The sequence below is a fragment of the Bacteroidota bacterium genome, from assembly GCA_005882315.1.
In the GTDB taxonomy this organism is placed as follows: Bacteria; Bacteroidota; Bacteroidia; order Chitinophagales; family Chitinophagaceae; genus VBAR01.
Window position 1 is genome coordinate 185,464 of record VBAR01000006.1, and the last position, 16,751, is coordinate 202,214.

At 38.2% G+C, this 16,751-nt stretch carries 15 protein-coding genes and 1 other RNA gene; 12 read left to right on the forward strand and 4 right to left on the reverse strand.

All coding sequences use genetic code 11. The annotated features are described in order from the left end of the window. Positions 1 to 248: 248 nt before the first annotated feature. Positions 249 to 1,727: a proline--tRNA ligase gene (locus E6H07_19090; GenBank protein ID TMI61623.1), complete on the forward strand. Its 1,479-nt coding sequence runs from the start codon at positions 249 to 251 to the stop codon at positions 1,725 to 1,727. A gap of 131 nt (positions 1,728 to 1,858) precedes the next feature. Then, complete coding sequence (locus E6H07_19095; GenBank protein ID TMI61624.1) at positions 1,859 to 2,329, forward strand: hypothetical protein; 471 nt, start codon at positions 1,859 to 1,861, stop codon at positions 2,327 to 2,329. 45 nt (positions 2,330 to 2,374) lie between these two features. Here E6H07_19095 and E6H07_19100 read toward each other — a convergent pair whose 3' ends face one another. After that, positions 2,375 to 3,193, reverse strand: a complete 819-nt coding sequence (locus E6H07_19100; GenBank protein TMI61625.1) for an RDD family protein — start codon at positions 3,191 to 3,193, stop codon at positions 2,375 to 2,377. A gap of 98 nt (positions 3,194 to 3,291) precedes the next feature. Between E6H07_19100 and E6H07_19105 the strand changes: the two genes are divergently transcribed. The 6 genes from E6H07_19105 (at position 3,292) to truB (ending at position 9,491) form a co-directional block, all read left to right on the forward strand. After that, positions 3,292 to 4,260, forward strand: a complete 969-nt coding sequence (locus E6H07_19105) for a stage II sporulation protein M (GenBank protein TMI61626.1) — start codon at positions 3,292 to 3,294, stop codon at positions 4,258 to 4,260. Next, positions 4,260 to 5,111 carry a hypothetical protein gene (locus E6H07_19110; protein ID TMI61627.1) on the forward strand — a complete coding sequence of 284 codons (852 nt, stop codon included), beginning with the start codon at positions 4,260 to 4,262 and terminating at the stop codon, positions 5,109 to 5,111. Before E6H07_19105 ends, E6H07_19110 begins: the two co-directional genes overlap by 1 nt. Beyond that, complete coding sequence (locus E6H07_19115) at positions 5,108 to 6,334, forward strand: DUF4350 domain-containing protein (GenBank protein ID TMI61628.1); 1,227 nt, start codon at positions 5,108 to 5,110, stop codon at positions 6,332 to 6,334. The genes E6H07_19110 and E6H07_19115 overlap by 4 nt, the downstream gene beginning before the upstream one ends. A 34-nt stretch (positions 6,335 to 6,368) precedes the next feature. After that, positions 6,369 to 7,349, forward strand: a complete 981-nt coding sequence (locus tag E6H07_19120) for a MoxR family ATPase (protein ID TMI61629.1) — start codon at positions 6,369 to 6,371, stop codon at positions 7,347 to 7,349. A 100-nt stretch (positions 7,350 to 7,449) separates the two neighbouring features. Next, a complete protein-coding gene (locus tag E6H07_19125) occupies positions 7,450 to 8,718 on the forward strand; it encodes a DUF58 domain-containing protein (protein ID TMI61661.1) in 1,269 nt (422 codons plus the stop codon). A 65-nt stretch (positions 8,719 to 8,783) separates the two neighbouring features. Continuing rightward, a complete protein-coding gene (truB, locus tag E6H07_19130; GenBank protein ID TMI61630.1) occupies positions 8,784 to 9,491 on the forward strand; it encodes a tRNA pseudouridine(55) synthase TruB in 708 nt (235 codons plus the stop codon). Here truB and E6H07_19135 read toward each other — a convergent pair. Continuing rightward, on the reverse strand, positions 9,469 to 11,847 hold the full coding sequence (locus E6H07_19135; protein ID TMI61631.1) for a hypothetical protein: 2,379 nt from the start codon (positions 11,845 to 11,847) through the stop codon (positions 9,469 to 9,471). The two genes, truB and E6H07_19135, sit on opposite strands and share 23 nt — an antisense overlap. 22 nt (positions 11,848 to 11,869) lie before the next feature. Here E6H07_19135 and E6H07_19140 point away from each other — a divergent pair, with 22 nt between their 5' ends. Further along, entirely contained in the window at positions 11,870 to 12,604 is a 735-nt protein-coding gene (locus E6H07_19140; protein TMI61632.1) for an RNA methyltransferase, read from the forward strand. Between the two features lie 101 nt (positions 12,605 to 12,705). Here the strand turns inward: E6H07_19140 and E6H07_19145 are convergent, their stop codons facing one another. Next, positions 12,706 to 13,959, reverse strand: coding sequence for an ABC transporter permease (locus E6H07_19145; GenBank protein ID TMI61633.1), 1,254 nt, complete (start codon positions 13,957 to 13,959; stop codon positions 12,706 to 12,708). 123 nt (positions 13,960 to 14,082) lie between these two features. On the opposite strand from E6H07_19145, the gene E6H07_19150 reads away from it, so the two are divergent. The 3 genes from E6H07_19150 to fsa all read left to right on the forward strand — a co-directional run bounded on the left by E6H07_19150 (position 14,083) and on the right by fsa (position 16,265). Further along, a complete protein-coding gene (locus E6H07_19150) occupies positions 14,083 to 15,393 on the forward strand; it encodes a DUF5103 domain-containing protein (GenBank protein ID TMI61634.1) in 1,311 nt (436 codons plus the stop codon). 72 nt (positions 15,394 to 15,465) lie between these two features. Then, positions 15,466 to 15,565: signal recognition particle sRNA small type (gene ffs / locus E6H07_19155), an RNA gene on the forward strand. A gap of 46 nt (positions 15,566 to 15,611) precedes the next feature. Further along, entirely contained in the window at positions 15,612 to 16,265 is a 654-nt protein-coding gene (gene fsa, locus E6H07_19160; protein TMI61635.1) for a fructose-6-phosphate aldolase, read from the forward strand. A 24-nt stretch (positions 16,266 to 16,289) separates the two neighbouring features. Here the strand turns inward: fsa and E6H07_19165 are convergent, their stop codons facing one another. Beyond that, positions 16,290 to 16,712 (reverse strand): hypothetical protein, encoded by a 423-nt coding sequence (locus tag E6H07_19165; protein ID TMI61636.1) that lies wholly within the window; start codon positions 16,710 to 16,712, stop codon positions 16,290 to 16,292. Between the last annotated feature and the right edge of the window lie 39 nt (positions 16,713 to 16,751).

Consider the following 16,751-nt stretch of genomic DNA (forward strand, 5'->3'; position numbering starts at 1 on the left):
ACTTTTGCGCAACAATTAAAGATGCGCTTTCTAACAGGCACAAAGATGTTGCCATCGGTTAAAAAATTGCGTCTCAGGCTGTTAAAGTATATCTAAAGATAGATTAGTATTTAAACGAGAGTGAGGTTACTATGTTGCCGGCTATGGTTCCCTGGTTGAGCTTTTGTTGCGACGCTCCGTTCATCTTTAGGTAACTCTGATCAGCAAATCATAATTCAAAAATTCCATCAAGGAGATGGACAAACAAAATGGCAAAAGAGATTACTTCCCGGGCCCAGGATTATTCCCAATGGTATAATGACCTTGTTCTGAAAGGCGGACTCGCAGATTATTCAGCAGTTCGTGGTTGTATGGTAATAAAACCTTACGGCTATGCACTCTGGGAAAATATGAGAGATGTTTTGGATAAAATGTTCAAAGACACAGGACATGTAAATGCGTATTTCCCACTGTTCGTGCCTAAAAGTTTTTTGGAAAAAGAAGAAGGCCATGCCGAAGGATTTGCAAAGGAATGTGCTATCGTTACACACTATCGTTTGAAGAGCGATCCAAATTCGAAAGGAAAACTTATGGTTGATCCTGATGCAAAGCTTGAGGAGGAATTAATCATTCGTCCAACGAGTGAAGCAATCATCTGGAATTCTTATAAAGATTGGATACAAAGCTATCGTGACCTCCCGTTACTGATAAACCAATGGGCCAATGTGGTGCGTTGGGAAATGCGTACCCGGTTATTCCTTCGTACAGCTGAGTTTTTATGGCAGGAGGGACATACAGCACATGCAACTGCAGAAGAAGCAATAGTTGAAGCAAAGAAAATGCTGGATGTCTATGCTACGTTTGTTGAAGAATATATGGCTTTACCGGTTATCAAAGGTGTGAAAACGGCAAGTGAAAGATTTGCAGGAGCTATCGATACTTATTGTATCGAGGCATTGATGCAGGATGGAAAAGCCCTGCAAGCCGGCACATCACATTTTCTTGGACAAAACTTTGCAAAAGCATTTGATGTTAAGTTCTCCAATAAAGAGAACCAACTTGAATATGTATGGGCTACAAGCTGGGGAGTAAGTACAAGGTTAGTCGGTGCTTTGGTAATGGCACATAGTGATGATGATGGGTTAATTCTTCCTCCGAAGATTGCTCCATGGCAGGTAGTGATTGTACCGATATACAAAGGCGAAGAACAAAAAGCATTGATTGATTCCAAAGTACTGCCATTGATTGACCAATTAAAATCTTTAGGCATCCGGGTGAAGTATGATGATAATGATAATGCAAGACCGGGTTGGAAATTTGCTGAGTATGAAATGAAAGGAGTGCCAGTTCGTTTGGCAATCGGTGCAAGGGATCTGGAGAATAATGTAGTGGAAGTAGCAAGACGTGATACGAAAGAAAAGAAATCTGTTTCATTAGATGGTATAGCTAATTCTGTAAAGAACCTGCTGGATGAAATACAACAGGCTATGTATAATAAAGCATTGGCACACCGTGCTGAACATATTACGAATGTTGACAGCTGGAGTGAGTTTGAAAAACTGCTGGATGATAAAGGTGGTTTTCTTGCTGCACACTGGGACGGCACTGCTGAAACTGAAGCGGAGATAAAAGAAAAGACAAAGGCAACCATTCGCTGCATTCCTTTGAACAACGCATCTGAAGAAGGCAAATGTATTCTGACAGGTAAACCTTCAACGCAAAGAGTGTTGTTTGCAAGAGCTTACTAAATCTTTTCAATGGATAATGAAAGTAAAGATGAGTTGTTTAGTGTTAAACTAAACAACGATGGTGGAGGACATATTAAATTTGCCCGTGTACTTCGCAACTATTATTTTTATAGAAACCAAAACCGTTTATTATGGAAGAAAATCAACAATCAATTTTCGGATTAAGTATTGACGATACTAACCGTGCTCATTTGTCTGAGGCTGCCAAATGGGGCCGCTTTCTCGCTATTGTAGGATTTGTTGTTTGCGTATTAATTATTTTAGCAGGGCTTTACCTTGCTTTTTCTGTTAGCGCTATGCAAAGCCAGCTCTCTGATCTTCCCTCTCAATACCGCAGCAAGTCATTTACCTCTGGTCTTAGCACAGGAATGGCCATTCTTTATATGTTTATGGCAATTGTTTACTTTTTCCCTTGCTTGTTCTTATTCCGCTTTTCCAATGCTATGAAGCTTGCATTAGCAGGAAATGACTCGGGACAACTGACGGAGAGTTTCAAAAATCTGAAGGTAATGTTCCGCTATGTGGGTATTATTACAATCATTCTACTCAGTATTTATCTTCTGGCATTTGTGCTAGGGGTATTAACAGCTTCGACCATGTGATTATAAATTTTCTAAAAGCTAAATGCTCCTTTAATTGGGGCATTTTTATTTTGTGCTTAAATAATTGTAATCTTTCAATGCAGTTTCCAGGAAATCAAAAGGTGAAAGTGCCGTTTTGATATTGAGATGGTTCTTTATTTTATCGGCAGCATTAGCGGCCAAATTAAAATCGCCTTTCTTACGGGAAGTGTCCAGTATACTTTTAATAGCGTTAATATCCTTATCACCCAGCTTCATAATTTCAGGGAAAACAGGAATGTAACTATCGGCTACTTCCTGGAAAACGGTGTCTTCAATATCTGCCTTTGTATTAATTCTTATCACAATTGTTCTTGCAAGTATATCACCGATACGTTGCCCTTTTTTTGAAGAAACGATAAGAATAATATCGGTGATAAGAAATGCCAACGCAGCAAGGATGATAAAGGCTGATTGAGCATTCCCGAACCAGAAAGGGCTGGTAACGAGTGTAGCGATAATAAAAATGATCCACACATCAGAAATGCGAAGCAGCCAACGTATGAGATACTGACTGATGCCGGGCCGGCCACCGTTTTCATCCACTACCCGCAACCGCATGATGCGTTTGCCGATACTTTGTCCGTTCATGGTTATTTCAAACACAACATGATAAAGAAGGATCGGTAAAAATAAAAGGATGCTAAGAGCAATTATATTGAAGTTTGATCCCTCATCAAAAAAATCACCACTGCTAACAATAGATTCAAGAATTTTCAGGGCAATACGGAAATAGAAAAACTCGATCAGTACATCTATCAACAGGGCAAATAACCGGCGGTAGAACTCGGGTATTTCAAATTCAAGGTCAATGTTAAAATTAGTAGGTATTTTCAGTACCGCCATTGAAGTTTATTTCTGCCGGTAAATTAAGATTTTATTTTTCAAATCACTCAGCCTGTGTTTATAAAAATATTATTTTACACCGCAGCAGCTGTTGTAATATGCGTGAAGCACTTTTTATAAAAAAAAATAAAGACCGCTGGGTTAAAAACCAGCAAATGCCACCCGACGACCCGGATGAAATGGCAAAAGAATTTACCCAATTGGTAGATGATCTTGCGTATGCCAAAACATTTTATCCATCCGGTAAAGTGACAAAATACATTAATACCGAAGCTTCAAAAATTTATCTTAGTATTTATAAGAACCGGAAAGAAGAATCTAACCGGATCGCCACATTCTGGAAAAAAGACCTGCCACTTGTTATCCGCAAGCATCATGGAGTTATACTTTTTACGTTTGCGATCTTCCTTATTTTTTTTATTATCGGCTATTTTACTTCAAAGCAGGATGAGGAACTGGTGAGAAATATGTTTGGCGATAATTATGTAAATGAAACTGTCAGCAATATTGAAAAAGGAAATCCATTTGGTATTTATGAAGGCGGTAATCCATTTTCCATGTGGCTTTATATCATGGTTAATAATATTCGTGTAATGCTGCTGGGTTATACTTCAGGTTTATTCTGTGGCGTGCCAACCACTATTATTCTTGCAAACAATGCAGGAATGGTAGGTGTGTTTGACCAGATGTTTGCGGCACAAGGATTAGGCATTAATTTCTGGATCGTTGTTTTCGTTCATGGAACATTGGAAATAACAGCATTGATAATCGGCGCTGCGGCAGGGATCATTCTGGGCAAGAGTTTTTTATTTCCCGGTACTATCCGCCGTTGGGATGCATTTAAGAATGGTGCTAAAGACAGTATAAAAATAATTGTTGGCTTGCTGCCGGTGCTGGCACTTGCTGCTTTTTTTGAAAGTTTTATCACAAGGCTTTATAATGATATATCTGTTTTTACTACACTGGTATTCGGATTATCAGTGCTGTTTGTTATCTGGTATTTCATTCTCTATCCTATCAGGGTACAAAAAAAATTATCGGTGAAATTAAACGAGGAGGAGGTATAGTGCTGCTGCTAAAATATCCGCAATACACAAAGAGGATCAAAGTTTGCCTGTTGCTGCTTTTATTGGGAGCAATAGTAATTCCATCTTATGCGCAATCTCAAGATGATACAACTGTCACGAATACAGAAGTAATTATAGGAGATCCCAACCAGGATTCTGCAGAAAATTTACTGGATGAATATGCGCCAGATGAGGAATCACAAGAGGGTAAGCAAAAGTTTGAAAAAAAGAGTGCATTTGATTTTTTAACTGACAGTTTGGTAAAAAGAAAGATTCCTGAAAATGAAATAAAAAAAATACAGCAAGACGAAGATTTCTGGTATGCTAATCAAATTTTCAAAAAGGGAAAAGATAACGAGGAAGAGGATGTAGAAGTCTCCTGGATGCAGGCAGGCTGGTTTAAAACCTTATTGTGGCTTGTAATTATAGGTGGTTTTGCTGTTGCTATTATAATGTTTCTTTCAGGCAGTAATATTCGCTTGTTCCGGAAAAAAATAAATGTCTTCGCGGATGAAAAACAGGATGAAGAAACGGAAGATATTTTTGAAATAAACTATCGGGACAGGATTGATAAAGCAGTACGGGAAGGTAATTACAGGTTGGCCGTACGATTGATGTTCTTACAAATGCTGAAAACAATGTCAGGTAGAAATATCATTCAGTATAAGCAGGATCGTACCAATTTTGATTACCTGCTTCAGCTTCGTAATACAAAGCATTATCATGATTTTTTCAAACTCACCAGAGACTATGAATACACATGGTATGGCAATTTTCCTGTGAATGATGAAGCCTGGCGGCTGATAAAAAATGATTTTGAAAAATTTAATAATACGATCTCTCTGAGATGAAGTTGAAAACTCCTTATATCATCCTTTTGATTGTGTTGGCTACTGCTATTGGTATGATTATTTTTGGAAAGCCTGCTACACGGAAATTTAATGATAAGCTCAGCTTTCGCATAAAAGATAAAATACCGTATGGTTATTGGGTAGCTTATAATAATTTAAAACATCTTTTCCCGGTAGCAGGTATCAGCACTGATAAGAAAGAACCCGGCTACTGGGATTCACTTTCTGTATATGACAGTAAGCAGGCATTGCTTATTTTCTCTCCCTATTTTTATCCGAATCATGACGAGCTGGATAAGCTTATGAATTTTGTAAAAAATGGGAATGATGTTTTTATCAGCAGTATTTTTCTGAATGAAATAGCGCAGGATCAGTTTGGCATCAATTCATCTTATTATGATTATTCATACCTCCGCGCCGGACGTCCGGATGATGATACATTAAGATTATCATTACAAACTGATGCAACACAGCAAAAAGAAAACTATCAATATCCCGGTAGAAGAGTTGCTACCTTCATGAGTGAAACAAACCAGGATGTTACTTATATATTAGGCCGCGATGATCTTAACCGACCCAATTTTATACGACTAAAATCAGGTAAGGGAAATTTTTACATTCATACAGCGCCGCTTGCTTTCAGTAATTATTTCCTGTTACACAAAAGCAATATTCATTATTATGAGTCGGCGCTTTCATATTTGCCTAAGGACGCAAAGCAGGTGGTATGGGATGAGTATTATCTTTTCAAGCGCAATAACAATCCCGATGAGGACCAGGATAAAAAAGGCTTTATGAGTGTATTGCTCGGGTTTAAAGAATTCAGGTGGGCATTTATTGCAGCATTGATCCTGTTGCTGCTTTATGTATTGAATGAAATGCGTCGTAAGCAGCGGCATATACCAATTATGAAAAGGCCGGTAAACGATTCACTTGAATTTGTCAAAACGATTGGCCGCTTATATTTTGAAAAAGCAGATCATCGGAATCTTTGCCGAAAGATGTCAGGTTATTTCCTGGATTATATTCGTACACGATATAATATTCCAGTTGCAAACAGGAACGAAGAATTTATTAATGTAGTAAGTTATAAAACAGGATATCCGGCAGAAGATCTCAGAACTATTGTAAACTTTATTAATAATATTGAAAGTGTTAGCATATCCGATTCACAACTTAAAAATTTTCACCGGAATCTTGAAGATTTTTATTCAAAAACTTAATTATTAAACACACTAAAACAACAAACCAAGTAATATGGATGATCCGCAAATATTTCAGCAACGCACCGATCTTTCGGCTTTGAACAACGCAGTTGGGTCTATTTATTCTGAAATACGAAAAGTGATCGTTGGACAGGACGAAATGATCCGGTTGATATTAACTGCGCTGCTGGCAGACGGGCATGTGCTGATAGAAGGTGTGCCGGGTGTAGCAAAAACATTAACTGCTAAACTGGTCGCAAAAAGTGTTGATGTCGGTTTTAACCGCATTCAGTTTACACCTGACCTGATGCCAAGCGATGTGTTAGGTACACCGGTTTTCAATCCCCGTGAAGCTAGTTTTGAATTTAAGAAAGGCCCTGTATTCAATAATCTTGTTTTAGTGGATGAGATAAACCGTGCCCCTGCAAAAACACAATCCGCATTGCTGGAGATAATGGAAGAACGGCAGGCTTCTGTGGATGGCAAAACATACCTGATGGCAAATCCATTTATGGTGCTGGCTACACAAAATCCTGTAGAGCATGAAGGAACTTATCGTTTGCCTGAAGCACAATTAGATCGTTTCCTTTTTAAAATACTGGTTCCTTATCCAAGTGAACAGGAAGAAATAACTATACTCACACAGTTTCATCGGATGGGAAATACACCTGCACAGGATATGATAAAACCCGCCATTACGGGTCAGCAGGTAATCGCATTACGGCAACAGGTAAAAACATTGTTGATCGAGGAACGTTTGTTGCAGTTTATCGGGAAACTGATACACTTGACAAGAAATCACAAATCAATTTATTTGGGTGCATCGCCGAGGGCATCACTGGCAATAATGAATGCATCAAAAGCAACTGCGGCTATGCAAGGACGGGATTTTGTAACGCCTGAAGATATTATCAATGTAGCTACACCCGTGCTACGTCATCGCATCATTCTTGCACCAGATAAAGAAATGGAAGGAATAACAGAAGATGAAGTTATAAGACAGATCATACAAGGAATGGAAGTGCCGAGGTAAGAATCATCAGTCAATACAATTTATCAATCTAACAACCGGCTCATTGCATAATTCATTTTTTTTAAACAGGATCGTTTTTCTCATCGGCCTTTCCGGCGTGATGGTTTTTGTGCTGAGTTATTTCTTTCCTCAGTTTTTTCAGTTAGGATCGATCGTATTTCTATTACTGGCTATTGCAGTTGTAGTTGATACGATACTTTGCTATTCGAATAAAAAAGGAATAGTAGCTTCAAGAAAGCTGACTGAACGTTTTAGTTTAGGTGATGAAAATAAAGTATACCTGCAACTGAAAAATAATTATGTATTCCCCGCACAAATAAGTGTGATTGATGAATTGCCTGTTCAATTCCAGGACAGGAACTGGATACGCAAGTTAAAGGTCCCCGGCAATTCATCTGAGCAGATCATGTACACATTGCGGCCTGTAAGTCGTGGTGAGTATGTTTTTGGAAGTATTAATGTATTTGTGAATGGCCCGTTACAGTTAGTGAAAAGAAAATTTTCCTTCAAAGCAGAGGAAGTCGTAAAAGTCTATCCTTCCTATATACAAATGCGGCGTTTTCAACTTGTGGCTGTTAGCAACCGGGTACAGGAAACAGGGGTGAAGCGGATGCGAAAGTTGGGACATAGTATGGAATTTGAACAGATAAAAGAATATGTAAGAGGAGATGATTTCAGAACGATCAATTGGAAGGCCACTGCGAGAAAAGGTGACCTGATGGTAAATAACTATACCGATGAAAGAAGTCAACAGATCTATTGTGTGATAAATAAAGGACGTCTGATGAAAATGCCTTTTGAGGGATTGTCATTACTAGATTATGCGATCAACTCTTCACTGGTATTAAGCAGTGTGGCTTTGGCAAAACAGGACAAAGCAGGTTTGATAACCTTTGCTGAAAATCTTGACACATTTATACAAGCAGATAAGAAACCTACGCAGATCAATAAGATACTTGAGACATTATATAATCAGCAAACCCGTTATCTCGAACAGGATTTTGAAAAACTATATGCCGTGATCCGCAACCGGATCACTAACCGTAGCTTGCTCGTACTATTCACTAATTTTGAAAGTATGGAAGGATTGCAGCGCAATATAGCGGCGCTGAAAAAAATTGCAGAGCATCACCTGCTGCTGGTTATATTTTTTGAAAATACAGAGCTAAAATCTATTGAAAAGAAAAAAGCTGGCTCTACCGAAGAAATTTACATAAAAACCATTGCAGAGAAATTTAATTTTGAAAAAAGACTGATGGTAAAAGAATTGCACAAACATGGTATTGCCTCTATCCTTACTCCGCCTCAAAATCTTTCCGTTAATACTGTGAATAAATACCTTGAGTTAAAGAACAGGATGTCTATCTGATGTTTAAAGTTTAAGGTTTGATGTTAAATGTTAACTTTAAACTTTAAACTTTAAACCTTAAACGGATGAACGAAGATATTTTACCGGGGAACAAGTACGCAGAAGGGCAGCTGCTACTGATTGATAAACCACTTTTGTGGACTTCATTTGATGCGGTAAGAAAAATAAGGAACGCAATTAAAATTAAGAAAGTGGGACATGCCGGCACACTCGACCCCCTTGCTACCGGCTTACTTATTATCTGCACAGGAAAGTTTACAAAAAAGATAAATGAATATATGGCGCAGGAAAAAGAATATACCGGTACAATTACATTAGGCGCTATAACACCTACTTACGATCTTGAAAGTGATCCGGTAAATTTTAAACCTGTTGACACAATTGATGAAGTGCAAATAAGAGATGCCACAAAAAAATTTATGGGTGAAATTATGCAGGTTCCGCCTGCACATTCAGCTATAAAAATAGATGGTAAAAGAGTTTATGAACTGGCAAGAAAAGGGCTGGAGGTAAAACTTGAGCCAAGGAAGATCACAATTAAAGAATTTGAAATAACAGCTATTGAAATGCCGGTTGTAAGTTTCAAAATTGTGTGCACAACCGGAACCTATATCCGTAGTCTTGCCAATGATTTTGGAGAAGCATTAGGTTGTGGTGCTTATTTGAGTAGTTTATGTCGCACAAGAATTGGTGAATTTAAATTGAGCGAGGCTCAATCTATACATGAGTTTATTGATGATCTGAAAAAGACTACAACACAAACGGATAGTTGATGCCTAATTGTAATGTTCCGTTGAATAATTGAAAATCGTAGAACCATTTGTTTTGCTTATAGGCACTGGCAGGTTCAGGACTTGGATCCTTTACTTTATACGCATAATCCAGGCGAAGAATAAATAAACTAAAGTCGACCCTCAAGCCCATACCCATGCCTATGGCAAGATCTGTTCCAAGCCTGCTTAGTTTAAATACAGCTACCTGTTCTTCGGGTGTGGCTGGTACGGCTTCTTTTTTCAGGTACCAGATATTTCCCATATCGGTAAATAATGCGCCATTGAATTTTACACCTGCATATTTAAAAAGATGAAAACGATATTCAATATTTCCTTCGAATTGTACATCGCCATACCGCTCTGGTGTACTTCCTGAACCATTGAATTCTTTGATCACAGAACCCTGTCCAAGCCGACGTAACTGCCATGCCCGCATACTATTGGGTCCACCTGCATAAAATGATTTAAAGAAGGGCATATTGTTTCGCTTATTCGGATTTTCAGTAGCACCAAGCTCATAACCGATGCCAACCATCATCCGCATAGCCAGAACCTTTTTAGCAAGCCCGTCATTCCATTTTTTAAGTATCATCTTACGTGATATCTCAGCTTCAACTTTTATAAAACGATATAAGTTTGTGTCAAAGAATTTATTTTTAATAACACCAGTAAAAACACCTGATTGCTCAACATTTAACCTGAAAAAATTCAATCGGTTCGGTTTTCCCCAGTTTACATTATAACGGGCAATTGCAGATAATATCAAGCCATCTGTAAATTGGTTTTTATAAATGGGATTGGTGGCAAACAATGCATTGAGGCTATCCCTTGGCAAAAGAACCGAATATTCAAAATTGGGTAAGAGAAATGTAATGCTCTTGTTGTTCCATTCATATTGATAGCCCCAGGAAACATTGATCGTTTTCTGGTTGAAATAATCGATACGATCAGTAATGCCACCACCAAACGAGAATATCGTTCTTGCATTATCACGAAAATGAATACTGGGTTTTATAAAATTGGGAGCAATAAAACGTGGGAAATAAATATTCTGGTTAAGTAAAAATGTTTGGGTCTGAATTCCCCTGCCACCGCCAAATTCAATACCATACCGAAAGGTTGTAACAGAGTTATTGGCTGATCTTGCAAAGTTCCTGTTTTGAAACGCAAGATTAAGTCCCATTCCCCAGAGATCACCTGTAATAGCACTTTGGTTCCGGGTTCCCTCGAGTGTAAGACTATAAGCATACTTATCAGCAGGCGATAATCTTGCTTCAAAATCAACCGTGTCAGTTGCTCCTCTTATTTTAGGTTCTATACTTACAAGTTTCCATGCTCCGAGTGCATTATAACGATTAATTGTCCTTACCAGGTCTTTCTGGCTGTAAAGATTCCCATGACGCAAATAAAAATTGCGGTGAAGAAATCCTGGGTTGAAAATATCTTGACTATAAACAATTTTAAAACGGCCTGAATCAAGTAAAAGTGTCCTGTTAATGGTAAAAGCAGAATCCACTGTAACTTCCGGGTACATCGTTACATTACCGATATAGAATTTTATAAGGCGGGAAGTGTCAACACCCGGTTTAAAACGATATTCAAGATTGGCAGTTGGGTTTTCTTGCCGGCTTTTAATTTTTTCTAAGAGATCGATCTGTTCAAACGGATCAAGGCTTGGTTGCAGCAATGAAACATCCAATGTATCCCAAAGTCCCATTATGTCTGTTCCTGTGAAACGGAGGTAACCACTATTTCTGAATAATTCTACTAACCGGTCACGTTCTGTAGTCATAGCAATTTTAGCAAATGCATCACCTTTTTTAACCTGCGCATCTTTCATATTCTTTTCAACAATGTCCTGTATTTCTGCTTTGCTGAATTTATAAATGACAGTATCAAGTGTCATCAGCTTGCCCGGTTTTGCGATAAAGTTTACCTTTGTTCTTTGCTGATCCTTTACAGTGTCAATCGTATAATTGTAACTGATATCTCCGTAATAATAACCAGATGACCGAAGCAACCGCTGCATAAATTCGATTGATTTTACAGCCGACGAGGAATCAAAAGCGGGAGGTTTGTCAAGGCTTTTGTGGAAGAATAGAAGACGTTTAAGTGTAAATTTCGATGCTGTCCGGGCAAGCATACTATCTTCTAATTGATTTTCTAACTGTGATTCCAGGTGGCCCCGTTCCTCATTTGTAAAATTACCTTCAACTGATATATTTGTTTCAAAAACAAAAGGCTTATTTTTCGGATAATTCTTGGGAACAACACCGCAGCTTGTAACGAACAAAACTGAAAAACAGGCGATGCTTAATTTTAGTAAAGCAGAAATTTTCGATGGCCTGATTTTCATTAATTTAAATTAGTTAAATGCTATGCTTTCAAAAATGCAGCTCAAATATATCCAAAGTTTAGGCCAGAAAAAAAGCCGTGACGAGGAAGGGCTGTTTATTGCTGAAGGGCCTAAGATAGTCGATGAATTCTTAATACACTCAACCGGGGCTATTAAACAGGTTTATGCTCTTAAGAATTGGATCGATGAGAATAAAGGAAAGATTGGAAATACAGAATTGTATGAGATAGACGAAACGGAATTGGGAAGGGTGTCGCAACTGAAAACTCCTAATCAGGTGTTTGCAGTGGTGAAGAAATTTGAATCTAATGCTTCTGCTGATTTGAAAAATAAGATCACTCTTGCCCTTGATACAATTCAGGATCCCGGGAATATGGGAACTATTATTCGCATTGCGGACTGGTTTGGTATACGGAACATTATCTGCAGCAAAGATTCGGCGGATATTTATAATCCAAAAGTTGTGCAAGCCACAATGGGAAGTATTGCACGGGTAAATATTGTTTATACTGATTTGCAAAAATGGTTGAGTGAAAATAAATCGACCGGCATTTATGCAACAGCAGTTTCCGGTAAACCAGTAAATGCAATTGGAAAATTAAAGGAAGGAATTATTATTGTCGGCAATGAATCAAAAGGTGTGCATGATGAAATACTTGCTGCTGCTAATGAAAAAATTTCTATTCCCCGCATTGGCAATGCAGAATCACTTAATGCAGCGGTGGCGACAGGGATTATTCTTTCTCATATTTGCTAGCTATTGGATGCTGGATACTGGATTCTAGATATGGGATAGGTTTTAAATTAATAGTCAGCTTTGCTTATCCAGCATCCAGAGACCAGTATCTTGTATCTGACCTACCTGAACTGTATTGCTTTTACTGGTTGTATTCTTCTTACGAGCAATGATGGAATTGTCAAAATCACTAAACAGACAGCGAAGGTGCATGAAATGATAAGGAGTATTTGCCACCAAACAATTTTTACTGCAGCCTCACTCAGGTAATAAGCCTCTTCTTGTAGTTTAATAAAACCAGTTTCCTGTTGCAGGTACAAAAGACCGAGGGCCAGTAATGTGCCGAGGATTATGCCAGTTATAGTTATGATCAAAGTATGATGAATAAAAATTGTTTGTATAGTAATATTTTTTGCGCCCAATGCTTTTAGCACTCCGATCATTCTTATTCTTTCCAATACCAAAATGATAAGGCAGGTGATAAGATTGATCAATGCAACAACAGCCATAATTCCCATTAAAACATTCCGTGTTTTACTCTGCATGTTCAGCCAATCAAAAATGTTGGGCGAAATATTCCTGGCACTTTTCGGAGTCCATGTAACCGGGAAACTATCAAGCTCATGTATTTCTTTTGCCACTTTATCGATCTTTGTATAATCGTTTAAAAAAACTTCATAACCGCCGATCTCATTTTCATCCCAGCCATTCAGGCGGCGTATCAGTTTTATATCACCGATAGCAAAATATTTATCATAATCTTCAATGCCTGTTTTGTAAATACCGGTAATGGTGAGTTTATCTGCCCTGAACTTATCTTCATCTTCGGGGCTGCTGCCGGGTTTTATAAAATAGATCAGCACCTTGTCATTTAATTTCAGCTTCAATTGTTCTGCCGTATAAGTTGAGATCATTATTTCACGACTATAAGTGCTGTCATTAAAATTTACCTGCCGCCCTTCTTTGATAAAAGTTTTTAGCTGGTTGAAATCAAAGCTACTGTCAACTCCTTTGAACTTAACCCCCTCCATTTCATCTTTTGTTTTAAGGATCGCATAACGGGTAGCAAATGCATGAACACTTACTACGGCAGGGTTCTTTTTGATATCATTCACCACTGTATCGTTATGCATAATGGGATATTCTTCTGCAAAGACAGCTTTATCAGGTTGTTTATCCTGCACCTGAATATGCCCAAGAAAGCTGAATATTTTCTGACTGATCTTTTCCTGGAAACCATTGGCAAAAGACCAGGTAACGATCATAACAGCTACACTGATGACAGTAGCTGCAATAGAAAGACGGATAATAAACCGTGAAAAAGATTTCTGCCTGTTAAAGGCGATACGGTTTGCTATAAATGATGCAACCTTCAATTGAATGGGTTTGTCTTCAAAAATACAATGTCCGGCTCAAATAACCGTTTATACATTTTTAACCATTGTTGCTATTAACCGGCTGAGTAGGAAAAGCTTTTCTCACCTTTTTTCAGTTACTTTATGGAATTATATAAAATGAAACTTAACCGCCTTATAAAAACTTCAATTGCACTGGTATTTGTAATGGGTTGGCTGCAGGGATATTCGCAAATTCCAGATCATATTTACAAACCCAGTATTCATGCTGTTAAATTGTTCAAGGCGGGTGATATTTACAGTTATCCTATTATCAATCTTAACGGCAATCAATTGCTTGAGCTCCACTTTGATGATATGGATGCGGATTATAAGTTCTATTATTATACTTTTCAGCTTTGTAATGCTGACTGGACTCCGGCAGATCTTCCACCATTCGATTATATCAGCGGATTTCAAACCAATAGAATCACAAATTACCGCTACTCATCTCTTTCACTTACCCGCTACACTCATTACCAGCTTTTTTTTCCTGAACGCAATTGCAAGCCCAACCGTTCCGGAAATTACCTGCTAAAAGTTTTTTTAAATAATGATACATCCAAACTTGTTTTTACCAAGCGTATGATGGTGGTGGAAAATAAATCAAACGTGGCTGCACAAATTCAGCAACCGTTCAACAGCACAATGTTCATGAGTCATCAGAAAATATTGGTTACGGTAAAAACATTAACCCCTCTAAACATTCTTACACCACAGGATATTAAAGTGGTTTTATTGCAGAATAATGCATGGCCTACTTCAAAACTTCTTACCCGGCCAAATATTTTCCGGGGAAACTATTTTGAATATAATGATGAGATACAAAATTCTTTTCCGGCCGGAAAGGAATGGCGGTATATCAACCTTGTAAGTCTGCGGCTAATGAGTGACCATATGCAACGTATCGATAATAAACCTGCCCGAACAGATATTTTTGTAAAACCAGATTTAGAACGCACAAAGGGTACTTATTTATATTACCGGGATCTGAATGGTTCTTTCATACTAGAGAATGATGAAAACCTCAACCCTTATTGGCAGAGTGATTATGCATATGTCCATTTTAGCTATTTTCCGCCAGGGAACAGACCTTATGAAGGTAGAAGCGTTTATATGTTCGGGGAACTTACACAGTTTGAGGTTAATGATTCAAGTAAACTGGAATTCAACCCGGAAAGAGGGGCTTATGAAAGAACATTATTGCTGAAACAAGGTTTTTATAATTATAGTTACGTAACACTCTCAGATAAAAATAAAGAAAATAATCTCCCGGATTTTGATAACACTGAAGGCAATCACTGGGGTACTGAAAATAATTACACGATACTTGTTTACTATCGTTCTTTCGGCGGTCGGGCAGATGAATTGGTTGGTTTCGCAAGTCTGAATTCTGCATTTCAAAGACAACAATAATTTCTACAAATGATTATCAAATGACAATTGAAAATATTCAATTGAAAAAAGTCATTCCCTTATCTTTGCGCCCGGCAGGTCTTACACGACCAGCTCCTGCTGAACCTCCCCAGGGCCGGAAGGCAGCAAGGATAAGTGGTTGTAGCGGTGCGATGTGAGGAGCCTGCCGTTTTTTTAAATCTAAGCCCCTAATGGGGTTTTTTATTAAATTATTGCTCATGAAATTTTTTATTGATACTGCGAATCTTGCCCAGATCAAAGAGGCTCACGAATTAGGAATTTTGGATGGAGTTACTACAAACCCATCGCTAATGGCAAAAGAAGGCATTAAAGGTGAGGCCGCCATTATGAACCATTATAAAGCAATTTGCGACATGGTTGATGGTGATATCAGCGCTGAAGTAATATCAACTGATTTTGATGGTATCGTTGCTGAAGGCAAGAAGCTGGCAAAAATTCATAAGAATATTGTGGTGAAAGTTCCGATGATCAAAGATGGAGTGAAAGCGATAAAATGGTTTACTGATAATGGCATCCGTACCAACTGCACATTAGTTTTTTCTGCTGGCCAGGCGATCCTTTGTGCTAAAGCAGGTGCAGCCTATGTTTCTCCGTTCATTGGTCGTATTGATGATAGCGGCTGGGATGGTGTGCAATTGATAGAACAACTTTCACATATTTATACGGTGCAGGGTTATGAAACAGAAATTCTTGCGGCTTCTATCCGCAATCCTAATCATATTATTCGTTGTGCAGAAGCCGGTGCTGATGTTTGTACCTGTCCATTAGATTCAATATTAGGTTTGCTAAAACATCCCCTTACTGATATTGGCCTTGCCAAATTTTTGGAAGATGCAAAAAAGACAATGTAATTATAAAGCCCCTGTTTAAGGGGCTTATTTGTTTTTAGAGCTTTTATTTTTTTTCGATCCCGAATCTGGTTTGGTGTTTTTCTTATCCAGTTCATCCAGTGTTGGCAATCGATCGGGATCGGGTTTTATCTTCATCCAAATAGTTGTTTTTATATAAATAGCCGGGTTGGATTTAAGTGAGGCATTTACAACTACACTCTCACCCGTATAAGTTGCGGGAATAACCAGGTCGCAGCCCTCAAAATGCCCTACAGAACTTGTAAATGAAATTTCCTTTGCTGACATTGGCATCCAATTCCCTTTACCCATTTTGCCATCTACATTAATGTAATTATGTACTCCTTTTTTCAGACTGTCGGTGTAGAGGTGAAAGGCAATGCTGTCCACTTTTTGTGAAAAAAGTTGAGAGCTGGCCAAAAGAGAAAGGATAAGAATAGTTTTTTTCAAACCGGTGATTTGTATAGTAAGAGCCTAAATAATATGCCA